The 20,221-nt window shown below is 44.6% G+C and carries 19 protein-coding genes; 4 read left to right on the top strand and 15 right to left on the bottom strand.

The window, feature by feature from the left end:
- Positions 1-21: 21 nt before the first annotated feature.
- Entirely contained in the window at positions 22-1,074 is a 1,053-nt protein-coding gene (locus ACYTXU_RS11850) for a CDP-glycerol glycerophosphotransferase family protein (RefSeq protein ID WP_462206993.1), read from the bottom strand.
- Between the two features lie 71 nt (positions 1,075-1,145).
- Here ACYTXU_RS11850 and gorA point away from each other — a divergent pair, with 71 nt between their 5' ends.
- Positions 1,146-2,510: a glutathione-disulfide reductase gene (gene gorA / locus ACYTXU_RS11845; protein ID WP_462206992.1), complete on the top strand. Its 1,365-nt coding sequence runs from the start codon at positions 1,146-1,148 to the stop codon at positions 2,508-2,510.
- Positions 2,511-2,532: 22 nt separating this feature from the next.
- Here the strand turns inward: gorA and ACYTXU_RS11840 are convergent, their stop codons facing one another.
- The 4 genes from ACYTXU_RS11840 to ACYTXU_RS11825 all read right to left on the bottom strand — a co-directional run bounded on the left by ACYTXU_RS11840 (position 2,533) and on the right by ACYTXU_RS11825 (position 7,967).
- Positions 2,533-3,369, bottom strand: coding sequence for a polysaccharide pyruvyl transferase family protein (locus tag ACYTXU_RS11840; protein ID WP_462206991.1), 837 nt, complete (start codon positions 3,367-3,369; stop codon positions 2,533-2,535).
- A 139-nt stretch (positions 3,370-3,508) separates the two neighbouring features.
- On the bottom strand, positions 3,509-4,537 hold the full coding sequence (locus ACYTXU_RS11835; protein ID WP_462206990.1) for a TraB/GumN family protein: 1,029 nt from the start codon (positions 4,535-4,537) through the stop codon (positions 3,509-3,511).
- A gap of 11 nt (positions 4,538-4,548) precedes the next feature.
- The gene (locus tag ACYTXU_RS11830) at positions 4,549-5,439 is read right to left on the bottom strand and encodes an ATP-grasp domain-containing protein (protein ID WP_462206989.1); all 891 of its coding nucleotides are present in this window, start codon (positions 5,437-5,439) and stop codon (positions 4,549-4,551) included.
- Positions 5,440-5,534: 95 nt separating this feature from the next.
- On the bottom strand, positions 5,535-7,967 hold the full coding sequence (locus tag ACYTXU_RS11825; RefSeq protein ID WP_462206988.1) for a bifunctional diguanylate cyclase/phosphodiesterase: 2,433 nt from the start codon (positions 7,965-7,967) through the stop codon (positions 5,535-5,537).
- Between the two features lie 199 nt (positions 7,968-8,166).
- On the opposite strand from ACYTXU_RS11825, the gene ACYTXU_RS11820 reads away from it, so the two are divergent.
- The gene (locus tag ACYTXU_RS11820; RefSeq protein WP_462206987.1) at positions 8,167-8,703 is read left to right on the top strand and encodes a gamma carbonic anhydrase family protein; all 537 of its coding nucleotides are present in this window, start codon (positions 8,167-8,169) and stop codon (positions 8,701-8,703) included.
- Positions 8,704-8,932: 229 nt separating this feature from the next.
- Here ACYTXU_RS11820 and ACYTXU_RS11815 read toward each other — a convergent pair whose 3' ends face one another.
- From ACYTXU_RS11815 to glyQ, 5 genes are all read right to left on the bottom strand, one after another.
- Complete coding sequence (locus ACYTXU_RS11815; RefSeq protein ID WP_462206986.1) at positions 8,933-9,667, bottom strand: DUF481 domain-containing protein; 735 nt, start codon at positions 9,665-9,667, stop codon at positions 8,933-8,935.
- Positions 9,668-9,762: 95 nt separating this feature from the next.
- Positions 9,763-10,560, bottom strand: coding sequence for a sugar nucleotide-binding protein (locus ACYTXU_RS11810; protein ID WP_462206985.1), 798 nt, complete (start codon positions 10,558-10,560; stop codon positions 9,763-9,765).
- Positions 10,553-11,077 (bottom strand): D-glycero-beta-D-manno-heptose 1,7-bisphosphate 7-phosphatase, encoded by a 525-nt coding sequence (gene gmhB / locus ACYTXU_RS11805; RefSeq protein ID WP_462209422.1) that lies wholly within the window; start codon positions 11,075-11,077, stop codon positions 10,553-10,555. Before gmhB ends, ACYTXU_RS11810 begins: the two co-directional genes overlap by 8 nt.
- A 26-nt stretch (positions 11,078-11,103) precedes the next feature.
- A complete protein-coding gene (gene glyS, locus ACYTXU_RS11800) occupies positions 11,104-13,164 on the bottom strand; it encodes a glycine--tRNA ligase subunit beta (protein ID WP_462206984.1) in 2,061 nt (686 codons plus the stop codon).
- Positions 13,165-13,166: 2 nt separating this feature from the next.
- Entirely contained in the window at positions 13,167-14,093 is a 927-nt protein-coding gene (gene glyQ / locus ACYTXU_RS11795; RefSeq protein WP_462206983.1) for a glycine--tRNA ligase subunit alpha, read from the bottom strand.
- Between the two features lie 893 nt (positions 14,094-14,986).
- Here glyQ and ACYTXU_RS11790 point away from each other — a divergent pair.
- Positions 14,987-15,535 (top strand): DNA-3-methyladenine glycosylase I, encoded by a 549-nt coding sequence (locus ACYTXU_RS11790; RefSeq protein WP_462206982.1) that lies wholly within the window; start codon positions 14,987-14,989, stop codon positions 15,533-15,535.
- An 81-nt stretch (positions 15,536-15,616) separates the two neighbouring features.
- On the opposite strand, the gene ACYTXU_RS11785 is transcribed toward ACYTXU_RS11790, so the two are convergent.
- The 4 genes from ACYTXU_RS11785 to tusA are packed head-to-tail and all read right to left on the bottom strand — an operon-like array spanning position 15,617 to position 17,518.
- A complete protein-coding gene (locus tag ACYTXU_RS11785; RefSeq protein WP_462206981.1) occupies positions 15,617-16,348 on the bottom strand; it encodes a L,D-transpeptidase family protein in 732 nt (243 codons plus the stop codon).
- A 59-nt stretch (positions 16,349-16,407) separates the two neighbouring features.
- Complete coding sequence (locus tag ACYTXU_RS11780) at positions 16,408-16,641, bottom strand: hypothetical protein (RefSeq protein WP_462206980.1); 234 nt, start codon at positions 16,639-16,641, stop codon at positions 16,408-16,410.
- A gap of 14 nt (positions 16,642-16,655) precedes the next feature.
- Positions 16,656-17,261 carry a DUF1285 domain-containing protein gene (locus ACYTXU_RS11775; protein WP_462206979.1) on the bottom strand — a complete coding sequence of 202 codons (606 nt, stop codon included), beginning with the start codon at positions 17,259-17,261 and terminating at the stop codon, positions 16,656-16,658.
- 2 nt (positions 17,262-17,263) lie between these two features.
- Positions 17,264-17,518 (bottom strand): sulfurtransferase TusA, encoded by a 255-nt coding sequence (gene tusA, locus ACYTXU_RS11770; RefSeq protein ID WP_462206978.1) that lies wholly within the window; start codon positions 17,516-17,518, stop codon positions 17,264-17,266.
- Positions 17,519-17,698: 180 nt separating this feature from the next.
- On the opposite strand from tusA, the gene ACYTXU_RS11765 reads away from it, so the two are divergent.
- Positions 17,699-18,175 (top strand): Dps family protein, encoded by a 477-nt coding sequence (locus ACYTXU_RS11765; RefSeq protein ID WP_462206977.1) that lies wholly within the window; start codon positions 17,699-17,701, stop codon positions 18,173-18,175.
- A gap of 109 nt (positions 18,176-18,284) precedes the next feature.
- Here ACYTXU_RS11765 and ACYTXU_RS11760 read toward each other — a convergent pair whose 3' ends face one another.
- Positions 18,285-20,159, bottom strand: a complete 1,875-nt coding sequence (locus ACYTXU_RS11760; RefSeq protein WP_462206976.1) for a tetratricopeptide repeat-containing diguanylate cyclase — start codon at positions 20,157-20,159, stop codon at positions 18,285-18,287.
- Positions 20,160-20,221 lie beyond the last annotated feature (62 nt).

Genomic DNA, 20,221 nt, shown 5'->3' with positions numbered 1-20,221 from the left:
ATCCTTATATGTGGTTAGTGATTAGTGGCTCAGTAAAAAATCAGCGACTCGTTTCGAACAGCGTCCGTCAACCGTACCGACAATTTGTTGAATATGCTTTAAGCGCTGTTGTTCAAATAGCTTGGGGTTACTGAGATTCTTTTCAACGGCTTCTTTCAATTCACGATAGTGATTAATATTAGTACCAATTTCCTGGAACAATTGATAGTCATCAGAAAGACGTTTCTTCAATCGGTATTTTAAGAACCCCCAATAGCCTACTCGCAATTTTAGAAAATGTCCGACAATAACCGGTTTATTCAATGCCATGAATTCAAACAGGGCAGACGAGGTTTCGCTGATCATTAAATCGGCGGTTGCCATAAAGGGTAGCAAACTTTGTTCTTCCGGGCTGGCTAGATACACATTGGGATAATTTTGCCAATGCTCAAATAGCTCGCGTTGTTTTTTGTAGGCTGATTTGATCAAAGATAAGTAGTGCGGCTTGATCAGAATATTGTAATCCGAAAATTGTTCCGGCCAGTTCTTGGGAAATTTCTCGATGGTGCTTGGATAAAAAGTCGGTGAGTACAGAATCGTTTTTTTCCCCGGTACTAATCCTTTCTCAGCGAGATCGATTTTCTCACTGGTGCCATTAACCAATGGATCGAGCTTGGTGTAGCCCGTGGTAACGAAAGTCTTGTTAGGATAGAGCTGCTGTAGCGTTTTCGAACGATGTTCAGATTCTACAAAACGATACTGAATTGGGCTCGACGATGCATTGTAATAGGTCGATTTTGGGCCTAGGCCATGCAGAATAAGAGCGGTTTTACAGAAAGCGTTTAATGGTTCGGCGATATCTGTCGCGTGACCAAATACGATCCAGTCCGGTTTTTGAGCCGTGTAAAAGCTGACTAAATCGTCTTCATTGATAATATATATTTCAGCAACTGAACTTAAGTGAGCTTTAATGGCGGCGGGAGGTTCACTATGAAATACGATCCCCAGCTCCACCCCTTTGAGCTTTAGTTCGTCGAGAACGGGCGTAAAGTGGGGGAGATAATAGAGGTAGGCGACGTCAAATAGTATTTTCACTGAAAACCTGCGCTTTATATGAAGTTGGAAACCTTTATAATCGACGCATTATAGCGAAAAAACAGAAACTTATGTCCAACAATATCAAACATTACGACTTTCTAGCGATTGGCGCCGGTAGTGGCGGCATTGCTTCGGCCAATCGGGCAGCTATCCGTGGTGCCAAAGCGGCTGTGATTGAGGCTAAAGCGGTGGGCGGCACCTGTGTTAACTTAGGTTGTGTGCCGAAAAAGGTCATGTGGTATGGAGCCCATATTGCCGAGGCTATCAAATATAGCGAGGCTTATGGGTTTGATTTAGAGCAAACAGGCTTTACCTGGTCGCGACTGGTAAAGAATCGCGAAGCCTATATCGAACGGATTCATGGTGCCTACCATCGTGGCTTTGAATCCAATGGTGTCGATTTTATTGAAGGCTATGCACGTTTTGTGGATAACAAGACTGTGGAAGTGAACGGTGAAAGGATTTCGGCAGATCATATTGTGATAGCTGTAGGAGGTCGCTCTATTGTTCCTGATGTACCAGGCGCTGAACTGGGCATTGATTCGGATGGCTTTTTTGCCCTGACAGAGCGGCCTAAAAAAGCGGTAGTGATTGGTGCCGGCTATATTGCAGTGGAGATTGCTGGTGTGCTCCATGCGTTAGGCAGTAATGCCCACCTGTTGGTGCGAAAAGATCGTCCACTGCGTTATTTCGATAAGGATATTACCGATGCGTTACTGGATCGTATTGAGCAGGATGGTCCTGTGCTGCATACGCACACTGATGTCAGTAAAATTGAAAAGAACAATAAAGGCCTGCTGGAAGTGCACACTACGAAAGGCGAATGTCTGGATAATGTGGACACTGTGATCTGGGCCATTGGTCGTGAACCGGCAATCAATGATATTGGTCTGGAAGCCGCTGGTGTAGAAACAGATGTAGAAGGCTTTATCCGAACCGACAAGTTCCAGAACACCAATGTTGAAGGCATTTATGCTGTAGGCGACATTACCGGCGAAGCCCAGCTTACGCCAGTGGCCATTAAAGCAGGCCGCTTATTGGCCGAACGGTTGTTTAACCCCGAGATGCCTAATGTGTATATGGATTACAGCCAGATCCCAACGATTGTTTTTTCGCATCCTCCCGTTGGTAGCCTTGGCTTATCGGAAGCTGAAGCCGTTGAGCAGTTTGGTGAGGGTGATATTAGAACCTACAAATCACAGTTTGCTGCCATGTATAACGCTATCACCCCCCACCGGGCATTAAGCACTTTTAAATTGGTGTGCCAGGGTGCAAATGAAAAAGTGGTGGGTATTCATGGTATTGGCGAAGGGATGGATGAAATATTACAGGGCTTTGCTGTGGCTATGAAGATGGGCGCGACAAAAGCTGACTTTGATGCAACCGTTGCTATTCACCCAACTTCAGCGGAAGAGTTTGTGACTATGCGCTAGTACTGTGTGTTAATCGTCTGCGCTAATCCATTGTTGGAAAAGAATTGAGCAGTGCGTCCAGATCCAGTGTTATGGGCTTAGCCTGGCAGTGATCGAGGATTTGCTGCAATGACATACTGGCCAGCTCTTTGGCAGAAACAGGTTTTTGGTTCATCTGGTCAATAGACTGGTAATAGTCCTGAAATTTAAAAGTACCGCCAGTGAGTTCATTCTTGAAGGTAACCCATTGATTGGGAATGCCGTAACTGTCCGAGGCAATTAAGCCATGCAAGGATGAAGAAATGGTCTGTTTACATTCGAGCAAATCATCAATAAAAGATTCGGTGTCTTTAGTGATATCCAGAATGCGCGCACCCTGCTCTTTCAGCTGCTGGACAAGAGGATGGTTAATATCACGATAATGAGGAATAACGCCTAACTCATAGTGTTTTTCAACTTGCGGATGGTAAAAACGTGGCATCAGCAGTGCTGGGTCACCATAAGTCTCAGGTGTTTCGATTCCCTGCTTGATTAAAAGTTTTCTTGTTAGTGGCCCACGTACCGCACACACTTTAAGAGGCTTGTACTTAATATTGCCTTTCTTAGAAATAAAACCGGATCCCCAGACAATACTATTATGGTTAGCTATTCTTAAGATACTGCCGACAGGCAACAGATGTTGCTGTTGATCCGGCGAAGCAACAACAGGATTCTTGCCTGATACTTTCTCCACAATATAAGGGTTAACAGTATCCCCCCAATTTTTAGTGGTCTGAAAGTAGTTCAGGTAAATAGTGTTATCGTCATAGAAAGCTGATTCGGAAGGCTTTTGTTGAATGGGGCCGGAAAATTTATTTTTAAGTGCACGAAAAAAAGACATTCTAATTTGAGTCAATGAGGTGGCGTAGTAGTTGGAGTATAGCACCAAATAATTAGCAAGGAAGAAACAAAGTAAAGTTTTATCGGCAAACCCTGATACGAAAAAGCGCTCCTAAGAGCGCTTTTTTATACAAACTGTCTTACATTCTTGTAACTTTAAATCCTTTCTGTTCTAGATAATAATTGACACTTTTCTCACCACCGTAATGAGCAGCGCCAACCACTGCAAATACAGATTTATTCTGTTCTAGAAGCTCGGCGATGCCATCGGCCATGCCCTGGTTTCGGTCATACAAAAACAGATCCATAAAGGCTTGGTAATCTTCATCAGAAATGCCTTGATCCTTAGCCGAAATTTCTGATTCTGCCAAGAAAGATTCAACGTCACCTTTTTTCCAGGCCTGCACCATCAACTCAGTCGCTCCTTCTTCCCGGGTCACCGTTGACAATAACATTAAGTCCTGTAAGTGAGCTGGCATCTCATCCAACATTTTGAGCTGTGATTCAAAACTTTCTAGTTCAACAATTTCTTTGCTGTCTTTCGCTTCGGTAAGGAAATGCATATCTATACCTAGCTGCTCTTTGTAACCGGATTGCTGCATTGCTAATGCTTCTAGAGTCATTGCAGCAAACCAGGGCTCGAATGAGCTAAACATTTGGCACGGAGATCGAGTTTTTTCGCAATATTCATCATATTTTTGCGCGGTAGATTCCGTTAAGTGATCTCTTAGCGGCTTGTCTGGGTCAATAGCCATTTTTTGAACAGTTTGCGCGATTTCCATCTGATTAAGGTTAGTCATATCAATTTCTACAACTAGCACATCGCTATCAGCATAAGCCTGGCGGACTTTCTCAGGTAGCGGATACATGCTTTGGTCGCCCATATGAATGGAGCCAAATAAATAGGAGGTGACGCCGTTATGCTCAACTTTCCAGATAGCAGGGTTATAGTTCAGAGCGGTTGCTGCTTCCTGTTCAGGCTGAGCTGCTTCCTCAGCTGTGTCTTCCGAAGTGGTCTCTGCTAATGGCTGCTCGTTGGTTTGTGGTGATTCGCTATCAGTATCAGGGGTGGCCTGATCAATAGTTTGTGTTTTTGAAAGGTAAACAGCGCTCATTGCAATCAGAAGTAAAACGACTGCAATTAAGAGAAAACGTGAAATTTTGTTCATGAGTTACTCCATTACTTTTTTATAGTTTGAATCGCGGATACAAAGTTATGACATGCTTTTGTGCCACCGTGCCTGAAGAATAATGAAGGTTCTATCAACTCCATTTCGTTCAAGTAAGGTGTTCCTTCAGCATCGTGTAAAAAATCGATACGAGCGTACAATAATTGATCTTGACCAGCGGGTAAATAGTGAGCAGAGACATAAGCGATGGCTTTATTAGCAAGTTCTATCTCAGTGTTGTTTAACTGGTAAGGGTAATCTTTGGCGCCGTAATCATCTTGCACCCGAAAATCGCCCTGCACCGGAATCTTACGTGTGCCATGACTGAATTGATTATTAAAGAATATGCCAGAAGTTTCACCGAAAGTTTCAACGGTGGACAGATAAGGTTGTAATACCAAATCTTCGTTAGAGATGAGGCGATCAATATGAGCCTGTGCAGTGGCTAAACCTTGTTCACTATTATCGAAGCGGCAACACTCACGTGCATTGGCGCCAATTAATGGCTTGATGAAGCCCTGTTGCCAGCCCTTCTCAGCCATAATGCTATGAATATCAATGGATTGGCCTTTATTAAGCCAGACAGAAGGAGCAATCTGAATACCATTTTGCTTAAGTTCCCGTAAGTAGCTTTTATGGCTATTCCAGTGAATGACTGATTCCGGGTTACACAGCTGCGTTTGTTGGCTGACTGTTTTGATCCACTCGGTAAACTCCGCAAAGCGTTCCTGATAATCCCAGGTGGTGCGAATCAAGCAGAGATCATAGTCATCCCAGCGAGTGTCGCTATCCCAGGGAACGACAGCATATTGAATGTCGGCATGACTGAGTGCATTAAAGAATGGTTGGTCATCCTGTTCCCAGTCAGGAAGATCGTGACGTGTGGCAATGGCTATTTTCATTAATAGTGATTATTGTCTTTTTGGCAGAGCGCTTATTATGAGAAATAAGTAGCATGGAAAACAAGTGCAAGAGAACAAAAGCCTATGGATCAGGATTATTGGCTAGCAAAGTTTACTTTGCCTTCTCTCAATAGTTCGGTAATTGCGGTGGCCGACATGGGGCGACAAAACAGCATACCTTGACCCATATCGCAGCCTAAGGATTGCAAAATAGACATTTGCTGCATGGTTTCGACACCTTCGGCAACCGTGTGTAGCTCGAGGCTCTGAGCCAGAGAAATGATGCTGCGAATAATATTCACGTTGGTCATGCGATCCTGTCTTTGACTGCTTAATTGAGAGACAAAATACATATCAATTTTAAGGTTGTCTACTGGCAACTGGCTCAGATACGCCAGTGAAGAATAGCCTTTACCGAAATCATCAATAGATAGCTTGATGCCGAGCTCTTTGAATTGATTGAGCACTTTGACAGTGTTGACCACGTCAGTCATGGCGGCGCTTTCTGTAATCTCAACTTCCAGCGAACTACCGGGAATATCATAGGTTCGCATGGTGTCGGCAAATTGATTGAGGAGATTAAAGTTGCGCAAGTCTTTGATGGATAAGTTAAGAGCAACGGCGGTATCAATGCCCATATTACGCCAGCTGACGATTTGTTTGCAGGCAAGATCCGTCACCTGTTGGCTTAGCTCATGAACCAGGGTGCTCTCTTCAGCGATAGGGATAAAGACGCTGGGAGAAATATCTCCGTGGTCAGGGTCATACCAGCGACACAGTGCTTCGACGCTTTTAATTAAGCCCGTTCTAATATCGACCCGAGGCTGATAATAAAGGCGCAAACTATCATTAGCAATTGCTGTTTTAAGCTTTTTCTCTACCGAGCGGCGGCGATTTTCACGTTCACTGTGGCGTAGCTCGTAGAGTTGATATTGATTGCGTTCTTTCTTAGCGGAATACATGGCGATATCAGCGTAGCGAAACAGATCTTCAGCTTTTTTGCTGTGGTCAGGGAAAATACTGATACCGATACTGGCACCGGTTTGCACGGTGTTGCTATCTGCCTGGAACGGTGTTCTAAACTGTTGAAGAATTCGCTCGGCAATATGACGCGCCTCTTTTTCCGATGTTTCCGGCAAAACGATAGTAAACTCATCGCCACCGACCCGGGCCAAAGTATCTGAACTACGCAAGCATTTGTTGATCGTTTTGGCGACAGTTTGTAGCAATGCATCGCCAACAGAGTGGCCAAGGGTATCGTTAATTTCTTTAAAGCGATCAAGGTCGATGTACATCAAAGCAAGTTTAGACTCATTTTTAACCGAATCAGCGAGTCCTTTGAGCAAACGTTTACGGAGTAAGTAGCGATTAGGCAACTGTGTTAAAGGATCGTAGTTAGCCAGGTTGTGAATCTTCTGTTCTGCTTGCTTACGTTCCGTAATGACGTGGAAATTAACCGTTACTCCTTGAATATCCGGATCGTCGAGATGATTGACCAGGCGACTTTCAATCCAGAGTAAGTGGCCATCTTTATGATTGATACGGCGTTCAACAACTGATAATGCATCGGGATGTTCTGCAACATATCGTAGATTAGCTTCTGCCTCATCTCGATCTTCTTCATAAATAAATGTAGCGAGAGATTTGCCGACCAGATCTTCTTCGGTATAGCCAGTGACCCGAGTCACCGACGGCGAAATATAAGTTACCTGCATATTACGGTCATACATCAAAATACAGTCGTAGCTGTTCTCAACCAATGTTCGATAGTATTTATCTTTACGACGCAACGCTTGTTCGGTTTCAAAATCTTTCTGGATCTGGTGGATAGAGCCAATTTCAATAGTGGCTTCGCCATTGTCATCCCGGGCATAAATGGTGCTGTGTACCTGGATCCAGATCCACTCCCCGTCTTTCTTTTGCACTCTAAAGTCCGCAGGGATAACGTCTTTGTCATCGCTGGCAGCTAACTGTTTCTCCTGTTCTTGCACAACCGGAATATCATCAGGATGGACGGTTGAATAAACCCCTTCAGGCATGGCCTCAAATTCTTCTTGAGTATAGCCAAGCAAGTTACTGAAGTATTCCAATCCTTCAACGAATAATTTAGTGCGGTAATCAAGGGTATAGAGAAATATAGGGGCTTTATCGAGAACAGTACTTTTGTAAACAGACAGTAAGCTTGGCGAGCCTTGTTCATTCTCTCTATTAAGTTCTGGCGCAGGTTGCAAGGACACCAATACATTGAGATGAGACTTATCTTTTGGCAGACGGGTAATGGAAGCAATAAAGTAGCGTTGCTTGCGAATATCCGGTAGTGAAACCAAGGCGCGGAGTTTTTCACCACTGAGCAATTCTGCTGGTAGCCATTCTTTAAGCTCTATCCCTTGAAGAGTCGAAGCGGATATAGACTGATCAATGCAAATTGCTTTTAGAACATACTTTTCGTTGCAAATCAGCAGCGCTGAATAGTCATTTTCGACAAGGCTTTGAAGGGTAGACTCAGGTAATGGGGGTTTGTTGAACATCAAAACTAATTCGCCTGTAAAATAGGTACTCCCTGTTCGTTCGATAAGCATAACCAGCAATCAAGATAAGTGCAAATATGACTTGGCAAAAAGGCAAGTACCTTGTCAGAAAGGAAATAACAGAAGATACGAGACTTTAAGTTTGAGATTAAGTTGAGAAAGGCTAAAATAACGGCAGAACGTAACAGGACACAACCTAATGACGATTAGAAAATTCAATCAGCACCAACCCCAATTGGGTGAAAAAGTATATGTTGACGAGACTGCCTTGGTGGTGGGCAACGTCCACATCGGTGCCGATAGCTCGATTTGGCCAATGGCGGTATTGCGTGGTGATGTTCATTCAATCCATGTTGGAGCGCGAACCAGCATCCAGGATGGAACCGTTTGCCATGTTACCCATGCCGGCCCTTATGACCCCGAAGGACATGACCTGTATGTGGGCGATAATGTCACTATTGGCCACAAAGCCATTTTGCATGGTTGCCGTATTGAAAGTAACTGTCTGATTGGTATGGGGACTGTGGTTATGGACGGCGCTTTGATTAAAGAAAATGTCATTGTCGGTGCAAACAGCTTGGTGCCACCAGGCCGCGTATTAGAAAGCGGCTACCTCTGGGTTGGCTCGCCAGCACGCAAAATAAGAAAACTCACCGAAGAAGAAACCGACTTCTTCAGATATTCAGCCGATAATTACGTCAAACTGAAAAATCAGTATTTAGATCAGGAAGATTAAAAATCGGCATTTTTAATAATGCTCCCATAGAAGGAAAATAGTTTAGGTCTGGGTCTAGGGTTAATAGAACTGACACACTATAGGATGGGTTAGACCAAGTCGTAACCCATCAAGAGAATCAAGAGGTTGGGAAACGAAACAAACCTCTAACCCAACCCAGAGTTAGTAATAAGTTCTACAAGCCAGTTTGTTTATAGAGCCATCTCAAGCTCAACAACAGAATCTGAAGCTAGAAACTGTAACTCACGCTGATAGAGGTTGTGGTATCTCGTTTTTCTGCGCCAACAGGTACTTCCGAGTTGTAGTTGACATGATAGGCAAGTTTAAGCGCCAAGCTGTCGGATATCTTAGTTTTCAAGGCTGTTTCGGATGAGTAAGTATCGAATTCCTGTCCCCAGATTGCTGATATCAGTTGCGTGATAATGGCGGTTTCTGAAATGTTATATTGATAATCCAGATCGCCTCGAACCACATTCTCTTTTTCATCTTCACCAGCTTTTAAGGCGTTGACACGATAACCCAGACCCAGACCTAGCGAGAAGTGGCCGGTGTCATCTTTAAATAATTCATGACCATAACCGACATAGGCGCCGGCTTGATAGTCATAAGCGCCGAAATAGTCATTCATGTAATCAACTACGCTATAGACGAATGAACGTTCTGATAGATCATAGCGATTGTTCCATACAAAAGTATATCTTTCGGCTTCGCGGACCTCATCATTTTCACTAGTCATGCCGGTGATATGAACACCTGTTGACCACTCATCGGAAATGCGAGTGATATACTTAAAGGCACCATTTAAGCTTTCGGTTTCAGAGTTGCCGGTGGTACTGATGTAACCAAAATCGATAGTACCAAGGTAACCTTCATCAGGTGCGTCAGATAATAAACCACTTTGCGCGAATAGGGTTGGGGTGGAAAAAAGGACGGCTAATGCCACCAAGGATTTCTTAGAATTCATGTCACTCTCGCTAAAATTATCAATCTACAAGCCATTAAAGTCGGTGATTTTAACAAATTGGTGAACAATAAAAACACACAAAATGTTATAAAACGTTACATTCGTAACTTTAGCCAGTGGAAAATTGAGGGGTAGCGCAAGTTTATCTGTTCACGATAATCCGATAGGTAGTATTTAGCAGTTTGACTGGGATTAATGAGATGCTCCGTTCGATCGGTCTGTGCCTGCTTGAAGTCTTGTAGTTGTCTACGCTGGAAAGGAAAGCCGTCGGAAGCAATCGTTAGCGGCCATTGATAGATGGCAGTTTGCCAAAGCCATTGGCAAACATCATGCTCATGGATCAAATTTAGCCATTTAGGATTATCATATTGCGCTTTATCAAGAAGGCTATCAATCAGGCGTTGGCGTTGCGACGAATAGAGGCCAGAAGGTCTGACGATAGAGGTATTGGGGTGCAGACTTTTTATGTTTCCCTCAGCTTCTAAAAGAATACGACCTGAAAAGGAATCTGGTTGTGGCTCGGTTTGCTCATTGATAATGAATTCAGGATTGCCACTAAAGACCGAAGTCGAGGATACAAGAACACAATGAAAATCAGACTGTTGCTGGTGCAAGTGAGTCAGCAAATTAGTAACGGCCTGAATATAAGTTTGGCGATAGGCGACTTCAGAGCGTTCGCCAGGTGCAAGGATAATAAAAACAGTGTTTAACTTTGGCAGCTGTGGAAAAGGCAGATCGTTTTGCAGTAAGTCATAACAAATGTGCTGTTTTGACCAAGCTTTAGGGCTTCTGGATAAGGTAATGGCAGTCTGATCAAGCGATTGCAAGTAGTCATAAAAGCGGTGGCCCAGTTTGCCTGTGCCAACGATCAGGTTGACCCCTTTGCTAACCAATGAATTCCACCAACATAGCTAAGCTTTTTTCGACAACCAGATTTTTACCCGCCAATTTATTCAGTGTTTTCAGTCCCTTGCCAGTCAGAAGAAGTATAAAAGGACAGCCAAAATTCTGTGCACAGTGATAGTCAGAGCTGGAGTCACCAATAAAAACTATCTCTTGTGGCTCAGCAGAAAACTTATCGGCGATATGTTCAAGCATTTGTGTTTCAGGCTTACGGCAAGCGCAACCATCATCGGGGTGGTGAGGACAGTACTCAATATGATCAATATGCCCAGCATACTCTTGTAGCAGGCTATCCATCTTGTCATGCATGGCATGCAAAATGGGTTCATCGTAATAGCCGCGAGCAATACCCGACTGATTGGTGGCAATGGCTACTTTAAATCGTTGATTCAGCTTGGCAATCGCGGGCAAGCTACCGGCAATCGGAACCCACTCTTCGGGTGATTTAATGTAGTCATCTGAATCGTGATTTATGACTCCATCACGATCCAGAACGATGACTTTGATCTTATCCCAATCTATTTTAGACATGGCTAGTTTTGTAGCAGGGAAATATCAGCGACCGAGCCGAACAAATCCTGCAATTTATTCAGCATGGCCAGGCGATTAGCTTTAACCGCTGAATCGTCAGCATTGACCATCACCTTATCAAAGAATGCATCCACATCATCGCGCAGGCTGGCAAGATGTTGCAGCTTATCCTGATAACCGGTCATGGCTGACAATTTAGCTTCGGCATCGGCAATGGTTTTGGCCAGTGCCTGCTCTTCCGCTTCCTGCAATAGACTTGAGTCAATAGAGTCTGGTACTTGGATATCGGCTTTCGCCAAAATATTCTTCACACGCTTATTGGCTGCCGATAAACTCTCAGCTTCCGGTAAAGTCTGGAAGAACTGAACTGCTTTAATGCGTGCATCAAAGTCGAGTGGTTGAGTTGGACGTAAAGCCATTACTGCAGAAATGGTATTGCTGCTGACACCTTGATCGAGGTACCAGGCGCGGAAACGCTCAAGAATAAAGTCGAGCAATGCAGTTTCAACATTGCCATTACTTAACTTGTCGCCGAAAGAGGCTTTCGAATGAGCAATCAGGTCAATGAGATCAAGCTTAAGTTGATTCTCAACGATAGTTCGAATCAAACCAATCGCGGCTCGGCGCAAGGCAAAAGGATCTTTTGCGCCAGAAGGAGCCTGACCAATGCCAAAAATACCGACCAAAGAATCAACGCGATCGGCAATCGCCAAACATTGACCTACTGGATTTTTCGCCAGCTCATCACCTGAGAACTTCGGAAGATATTGCTCAGTCATGGCAATAGCAACGTTTTCGTTTTCACCATCGTGGCGGGCGTAATAAGTACCCATAACCCCTTGTAGGTTATCGAACTCACCAACCATGTTGGTGGCCAGATCACATTTGGATAATAAACCTGCTCGCTTGGCCTGTTCAGCATCAGCACCTATCATTGGTGCGATTTTAGACGCTAGCTCGGCTACACGTTCGGCTTTATCCTGAACTGAGCCCAGTTGTTTCTGGAAAACCACATTCTTCAAGTGTGCCTGATGACTTTCCAGGCTGACTTTCTTGTCAGTCTCAAAGAAGAACATAGCATCGGCCAGGCGCGGACGAATCACTTTTTCGTTACCTTCGATCACGCTTTGCGGACGTTTGCTTTCGATATTACTGACGGTAATAAAGTTCGGCATCAGCTTGCCGTCTTTATCCAGCACGTGGAAATATTTCTGGTGTTCGGCCATGGAGGAAATCAGGCACTCGGCAGGCACTGCCAGGAATTCAGTGTCGAACTTACCGGTCAAGGCCACAGGCCATTCGACCAGACTGGCCACTTCATCGAGCAAGCCTTCATCAATTTGCGCGACGCCGCCAATGGCGTCTGCCTGCGCAATGACCTGGCCTCGAATCTGTTCTTTGCGCTGCTCATAGTCAGCATTCACTTTAGCCGCTAACAGTTTTGGCAAGTAATCATCAGCAGCATTAAAGGTCACCCAGTCAGGCGACATGAAGCGGTGGCCGCGCGATTGATTGGAAGTTTTAACACCCAATACAGTTGCGTTTAAGACTTGATCGCCAAACAGTAAGACTGCCCAATGTACTGGACGAATAAATTGCTCGCTGCGATCGCCCCAGCGCATTGGCTTGGGAATTGGTAACTTTTTCAATGCTGAATTGAGCATATCTTCAATCAATTCAGAAAGAGGCTGGCCTTTTTGGGCAATGGTGTAACCCAGGCGTTCGCCCTTATCGGTTTCGATGCGATCCAGTTGATCCACTTCAACGCCGCAGGATTTAGCAAAACCGACTGCTGCAGGCTTAGCTGAGCCATCATCATTAAAGGCTCCGGCAACCGCAGGGCCAAGACGCTCGACATTCTTATCAGGTTGGCTATCCGCTAAATTGCGGATAATGAGCGCTAAGCGACGCGGTGCAGCATAGTTTTCGATGCTGTCGAAAGTGAAATCGTTGTTTTGCAGGTTCGCCGCCAAGTTATCGCGTAGCGCATCGCTTAATGTTTTTAACGCTTTTGGTGGTAACTCTTCAGTTCCTAGCTCAAACAATAAATCGTGTTGTGACATGATTATTTCCCCTCCGATTTATTGGCTTGGCTTTTACTGTTGTTCAGCATCGGGAAGCCTAATGCTTCACGAGCGGCGTAATAGCTTTCGGCCACAGAACGCGCCAAAGTACGCACACGCAAAATAAAGCGTTGGCGCTCGGTTACTGAAATGGCATGACGCGCATCCAGCAGGTTAAAGGCATGTGATGCTTTAAGCACCATTTCATAGGCAGGCAATGGTAAATTATGTTCCATCAGGCTCATGCACTCGCTTTCGCAGTAGTCGAAGAACTCGAATAGTTTTTCAACATTGGCGTGCTCAAAGTTATAAGTGGATTGCTCCACCTCATTCTGATGAAACACATCGCGGTAATAGACTGTGCCCAATGGACCATCAGTCCACACCAGATCATAAATACTGTCGACGCCCTGCAAATACATCGCAATACGCTCGAGACCATAAGTGATTTCACCCATCACAGGTTTGCACTCAAGACCGCCCACCTGCTGGAAGTAGGTAAACTGAGTCACTTCCATGCCGTTGAGCCAGACTTCCCAGCCAAGACCCCAGGCGCCCAGCGTTGGCGACTCCCAGTTGTCCTCAACGAAGCGAATATCGTGCTCCAGCGGATCAAGTCCCATTGCTTTTAACGAGCCCAGATACATTTCCTGAATATCTAGCGGCGAAGGTTTAATCACCACCTGGAATTGGTAGTAATGCTGCAAGCGGTTCGGGTTTTCGCCATAACGACCATCGGTTGGACGACGGCAAGGCTGGACATAGGCCGCGCTCCAAGGCTCAGGACCAATGGCGCGCAGGAATGTTGCGGGATGGAAAGTACCAGCGCCGACTTCAAGATCCAGCGGTTGCTGAATCACGCAGCCCTGCTCGGCCCAATAATTTTGTAAGGTCAGGATTAACCCCTGAAAGGTCTTAGTATCTGCCACAATCTGTGCCCTTAATGGATGCTTATATGCTTTATTTTGTGCAAAGAGCGAAATTATACGGTAATTCAGGTCATTTTCTAACCTTAAAGCATGAAATATCGTAATCAAATAAAGTTAATCATCAAGAACCTGGTGTAGAGGTAATGAAGAAGTAAGTCATGACTAGTCCGCAGGATGATTATTTGCATGAAGGTTGGGTAGCAAGAAAGTAGATAGTAGGTAGGGGCGGACCAATGTGCCCGCCCGCGTCGTTAACCAGAATAGATATGGGCAGGCACATTGGCCTGCCCCTACCAAAGATATTTTCGTCCTTATAGGATGTATTAGGCTGGGCCGTAACCCATCAATATCAATTCATCACATGAATTTAAAAGAGAGCTGGGATTCATGTTATTCATCCCAGCCTACGACTTTCCAACTAACGACCAAGTGTTGGAATGTTAGGGGTTGTAGGGTGGGCCTTGGCCCACCATGAAAATGAATGTTTCGAGCAAACTGTAGAGGCGAGTTGCGCTCGCCCGATATAATGTCGGGAGGGGAGATTTTGTTGGATAGCTATTAGCTCTTATAGGATGGGTTAGGCGACTGCCGTAACCCATCAAAGCTAACCGACCCTGTGAACTCAAAAGAGAGCTGGGATTCATGTTATTCATCCCAGCCTACGACTTTCCGACTAACGACCAAGTGTTGGAAGGTGAGGTGTTGTAGGGTGGGCCTTGGCCCACCATGAAAATGAATGTTTCGAGCAAACTGTAGAGGCGAGTTGCGCTCGCCCGATATAATGTCGGGAGGTGAGTTGTTGCAGGGTGGCCCATGGCCCACTAACAGAAATATTCGTCATTGCGAGAATCAAGGCGACGTGGCAATCTAAGCAAAAAATAACAGGGCTACCTATGAAAACACGTTGCGGTTGGGTCAGCGATGATCCACTTTATATTGAGTACCATGACACCGAATGGGGTGTGCCGACTTTTGACGATCGGGAATTATTCGAGATGCTGTGTCTGGAAGGTGCGCAGGCAGGTCTTAGCTGGATCACGGTGCTAAAAAAACGCGAACACTACCGCAAGGTGTTCGATAATTTCGATGCTGAAAAAATAGCAATATATGATGAGGCCAAGCGTGAACAATTGCTTTCGGATGCGGGTATTATTCGCAACAAGCTTAAAGTAAACGCCTTTATCGTCAATGCGCAGAATTATTTGCGCATCAAAGAAGAGCAAAGTTTCAGCGACTATCTGTGGCAGTTTGTTGGTGGGGAGCCCATCGTCAATAACTGGAAAAGTCTTAAAGAAGTTCCTGTCACCACCCCTGAGTCGGACGCCATGTCCAAGCAACTGAAGAAAGACGGCTTTAAGTTTGTCGGCTCGACCATTTGCTATGCTTTTATGCAGGCGACCGGGATGGTGGATGATCATACTAAGGATTGCTTCAAAAGGTAAAATCATCTTTTTCACCCTGAGCTTTGTTATAAGTCTTTTTATCGTCAGTCATTTAAGAGGCGGTGTAAGATTTGTATATAACTAAAGCCCCGCTGATGGCTTCGCTACGAAAGGTGCAAAGTAAGTCGTTAAATCTTGGTAGAGCTCCTCTGTCCAGGGTAGCTCGGCAATAGGTGTTAATTCAGTCTTTCTTGGATCTCGTGGAGCGATAGCGACCTCTATATTGCGATGACCAATGTCGCTGGCCAGGACAAATAACTCTTCTGCAACGGGATCTCCCATTGCTAAACACCCTATCGAGACAGCCTTTCCGTGGATAAAAATGTTAGTTCCCGGTTCGCTTCGTCCTTCTGCTTTTGCATGCGTTTGGTCAAAATCGTTCGGATAGTTTAACTTCATTGATAAGTGGTAAGAGCTATTGGGATTTAAATATTCTATTCGATAAATGCCTTCTGGAACCTGCAAATCGCCTTCGCGTAATTTGGGGCCAGCGACTCCGCTTTGAGCAAGTACAGAATAGTTGCGAATAAAAACCGGGTTTGCTGCTGAGGTATCCCATAGCTCCAGTTTTGCTTCTTCTTTTATGGCTATCAGCGCCACAGAGTCGGGTGGATACTTTGAGCCAGCGGCTGCAAAGTATGGAGCCATTCGGTCGCGCGCTTCTTCCCCATAAGTTTGAATCACATCCTCTACAGTGCGAGCTCCTGCAACCTTGATATACAAAGGGTGCCAGTAAGCACGGCCGTAATTATAAATCAGGAAAATTCCGATAAGCGTGGCGAGGAGGAAGACGAGAGAAAGAATGTGTTTCATGGGCATCCGAGCTAAATAATTTTTTTAACTTTAGCTCAATCATTTGAGCGCGGCAAATATTAGTCTTTTGTCGAAGATTTATTTCCTTTGAAATAACCGGCGAGTTGTTTGGCAATACTGACAATCGAACCAAAGACGCCAATGATGGCTGCGGTGACTAAAATACCGATTTTGACTTCGCGGTTGAATAGATCCCATTCGCCGAATTGTTCAGCAAAAACAAAACCAATAATCACTACCGAAATGATGTAGCAGATTATGGTGATTTTAGGCAGCGCTTGAAACTTGACCATCTGTTTCCTATAACCTAAATGATACCCAAACTGAAAAATTCACCAGCAGAAATAACGCCGAGGTGTTTTTGATCATCAATGACTCTTTCTTCGGCTCGTTCTACCAGCTCGTAAAATACGTTGCGATGGATCAGTGCGTGCAGATTACGACGCACCATAATATAAGGCGATGGTTCGCCAGTTTTAGAATCGTGTTCAACCCAGATTGGATTGTCTTTGGTAAGAATAATCTGATTATCACAATTATCTTCAAAGCTGATAACAGGGCCTTCGACCGAGTCTTTGACCTGCATACGAATCACCAAGAAAGGTGCATCTTCAACCCGAATACCGAGTTTTTCAACCGGGGTAACCAAGTAATACTTGTCATCTTCTTTCTTCAGGACAGTCGAAAACAATTTAACCAGGCGTTGGCGGCCAATCGGTGAGCCCTGATAATGCCAGCTGCCATCACGCTTGATAACCAGCTCCATGTCGCCGCAAAAATCAGGGTCCCATTTCTCAACCGGTGGCAGTGATTTGCCATCGCTGGATTTCTCGAGTTCAGCCAGTATTTGGCCAAGATCTTTCTCGGTTTGCTGTGGGTCCTGTTTATCAGGCTCAGGATCTGAATGATGCATAATTAAGCGGCCATTCCTTTTTTAATCAGATACTTGTAGGGCAATTGCGCTGTGTCGCTTCCAATCAGTTGATGTTCCATAAAAGTACAGAACTTGGGAATATCACGTGTGGTAGAAGGATCATCAGCTAACACTAATAATACTTGACCATCCTCCATTTTACGAACATTGAGGCGCACCATCATCACAGGCTCAGGGCAGCGCAGGCCAAGTGCATCGAGTTTACGGTCATATTGATCAAAGTTGAGCTGTGTCATAGTGTAGTAAAGCAGTTGCTGTATGCTGAAATTGTGCGAATTTTAGACTTTTTCACTCTTAACATGAAGCTAATACCACTTCATATAGTGACTATATATCGATTCATTAGGAAAGATTGATTTTAACTAATGAAATCGTTAGGTTAAGATGGTGAACACATTAATCATAAGGAGTTTATAATGAACAAAGCGATTAATATCGGAATCAATGAAAGCCAACGTGAAGAGATAGGTGATGGTTTAGCACGTCTTTTAGCAGACACTTATACCTTATATTTACAAACACATAATTTTCACTGGAACGTCACTGGTCCATTCTTCCAGTCGCTGCATACCTTGTTCGAAACTCACTACACCGAGCTGGCTGTGGCGGTGGACGACATTGCAGAACGGATCCGTGCGTTAGGTATTTTGTCGCCGGGCACTTACAAAGAGTTCGCTAAGTTAACCAGCATTAAAGAAGTCGAAGGTAATATCAGCACTGAAGAAATGCTTGAACGCTTAGTCGATAGTCATGAGACAGTGGTCAGAACCGCCCGCGAAATTTTGCCATTGGCGCAAGGAGCTGATGATGAATCGTCAGTCAGCTTGATTTCAGACCGATTGGTGGTGCATGAAAAAACTGCCTGGATGTTGCGGTCTCATTTACAGAAGTAAGAAATTTAATGTTGGGCGTAGGGACAAGGGTCTGCCCCACTGGGTACTCATGAGTTGTCCGTACAACGGACGGCTGCTTGTCCCCGCGCTCTTCGTTTAGTCTATACTCTCAAGCAAAACTCGCGACAACCTGATTTCGCCCTTCATTTTTAGCTTTGTACAATAAGCGGTCTGCACGGTTAACAACTAAATCCAAGGTTTCGTCTTCTGGCAGGTATTCGGTGACACCGAAGCTGGAGGTGACTGTTAATCCTGGAGCAATATCTTCGAAATTATAGGTTTCGAAATATTCGCGTAGTCGTTCGGCGATGGTGTAGGCGGCCTTGAGATCGGTATCCGGCAATAAAATTAAGAACTCTTCGCCGCCGATACGACCAATGGTATCGGAATCACGTAATACTGCGTCGCAAATGTCACGGGTGGACTGAATGACTCTGTCGCCGATATTGTGGCCAAAGCGATCATTAATGCTTTTGAAGAAATCAATGTCGAACAAGATGACGCTGTAGGTTCTTTTACCTGCCTCGCTGGATTTGTGCTGTTGTGCCAGAGTGCGGAAAACATGTCTTCTGTTAGGCATTTTGGTCAGGTTATCGGTGAGGGCCATTTGATGGTTGGCATTAGCCAGGCTGCGATAGCGCAACATGATCCAGAGAGCAATCGCTATTGCTGACAGCAGCAAGAGAATAAGAAGCCATAGGATATAGCTGTATTTGCGACTCTCTTCGACATATTGAGCATTGAGCTTATTTTCCTGTTCTAACAATTTGTTTTCAAAAACCAGCCGCTCCTGATCCAATTGCTCGCGCGACAGGTTGGAGACATAGGTGAGATTATCATTAAACTGTTTACGATATTGGGTGTAGGACTCGTTTAAAAGATCGTAGGCTTGCTGATAGTTATCCTGTTTATAAAACAATCTGCCTTCAAGACGATTAATATAGTGGGTATCTTGGCTGCCCAACTGTTGGGCATATTCTTTAGCCAAGACTAAATGTTGATTCGCTTTTTCCAATTGTTCCAGTTCAAGATAAATATTGGTTAACTCAGAATGAATTTCAAAGCTAAACAATTCCTCACCGATCTCTTTATGCAGTTTCTGTGAGGTCAAAATATGGTTGAGCGCATTCTCATAGTTTTCCTGATCAACTAATAAACGCCCTTTGACTTGGTGGGCATAAGCTCTTAATGAAACATCATCAGTGTCTTTGGCAATTTGGAACGATTTATCCAGATAAGCGTTTGCTTGCTCGAAATCTTCAGCAGCGCGATAAGAGTCAGCAAGATTGACATAGAGATAAGTGTTCTGCGTGTATTGTGGATTAGCCTCCATGATTTCAATGGCCTTTTTTAAATAATCAATGGAGGAAAGATGGTCGTTCAAAGCGCCGTACAGGATGGCAAATACATTATATGTTTCGACTAGCTGAAAAGGATCATTACTTTCATAGGCATGTGAAAGCGCCAACTCCATAAGTTCAAATGACTCCTGATATCGATACAGATAAGAGGCGATATAGGCGCGCTCAAGGACAATGTCACTTAACTTGTTATTCGGCCAGGCTTCGCGAACATCACGATACAACGCATCGGCGGTGTGTTTAGCTTCCGTAAGGTTACCTTCGGTGCGAAGCACCAGCATCAGAACGTAATTGAATTCCTGATATAAAGTAGTCGTATCTACGGTATTAACTAACGGCTTTGAAATATTCAAATGTTCACGAGCGCGGAGTGGCTCGTTAGTATGAATGTAGTAATCGGCGATGAGAATATTGGCTAGAGCTTCAGAATGCGGATCCAGCTGATTATTTAAAATCGTTTGAAGTTTGGACAAAAAAGAGGGTTGGCTGCGTTCTGGGATGGTCAGCTTGCTCATGCTGTATAATTGGTTTTGCAGAGGCAAATTATCAGCTGGCGCAGCAGCAAAGCTCAGTGCGCTTCCTAGCAATAGCAAAAAGGCTAATGATTTCGTGAGGTTAACCACGTTATTCCTTTAATTTTTTATTGAGTCAATGAGATTACTGTACCCTAAATTGATGCAAAAAT

It is taken from the genome of Kangiella sp. M94, assembly GCF_054926195.1.
The sequence above is the reverse complement of the archived record's forward strand: the minus strand, read 5'-3'. Positions and strand labels throughout refer to the sequence as shown.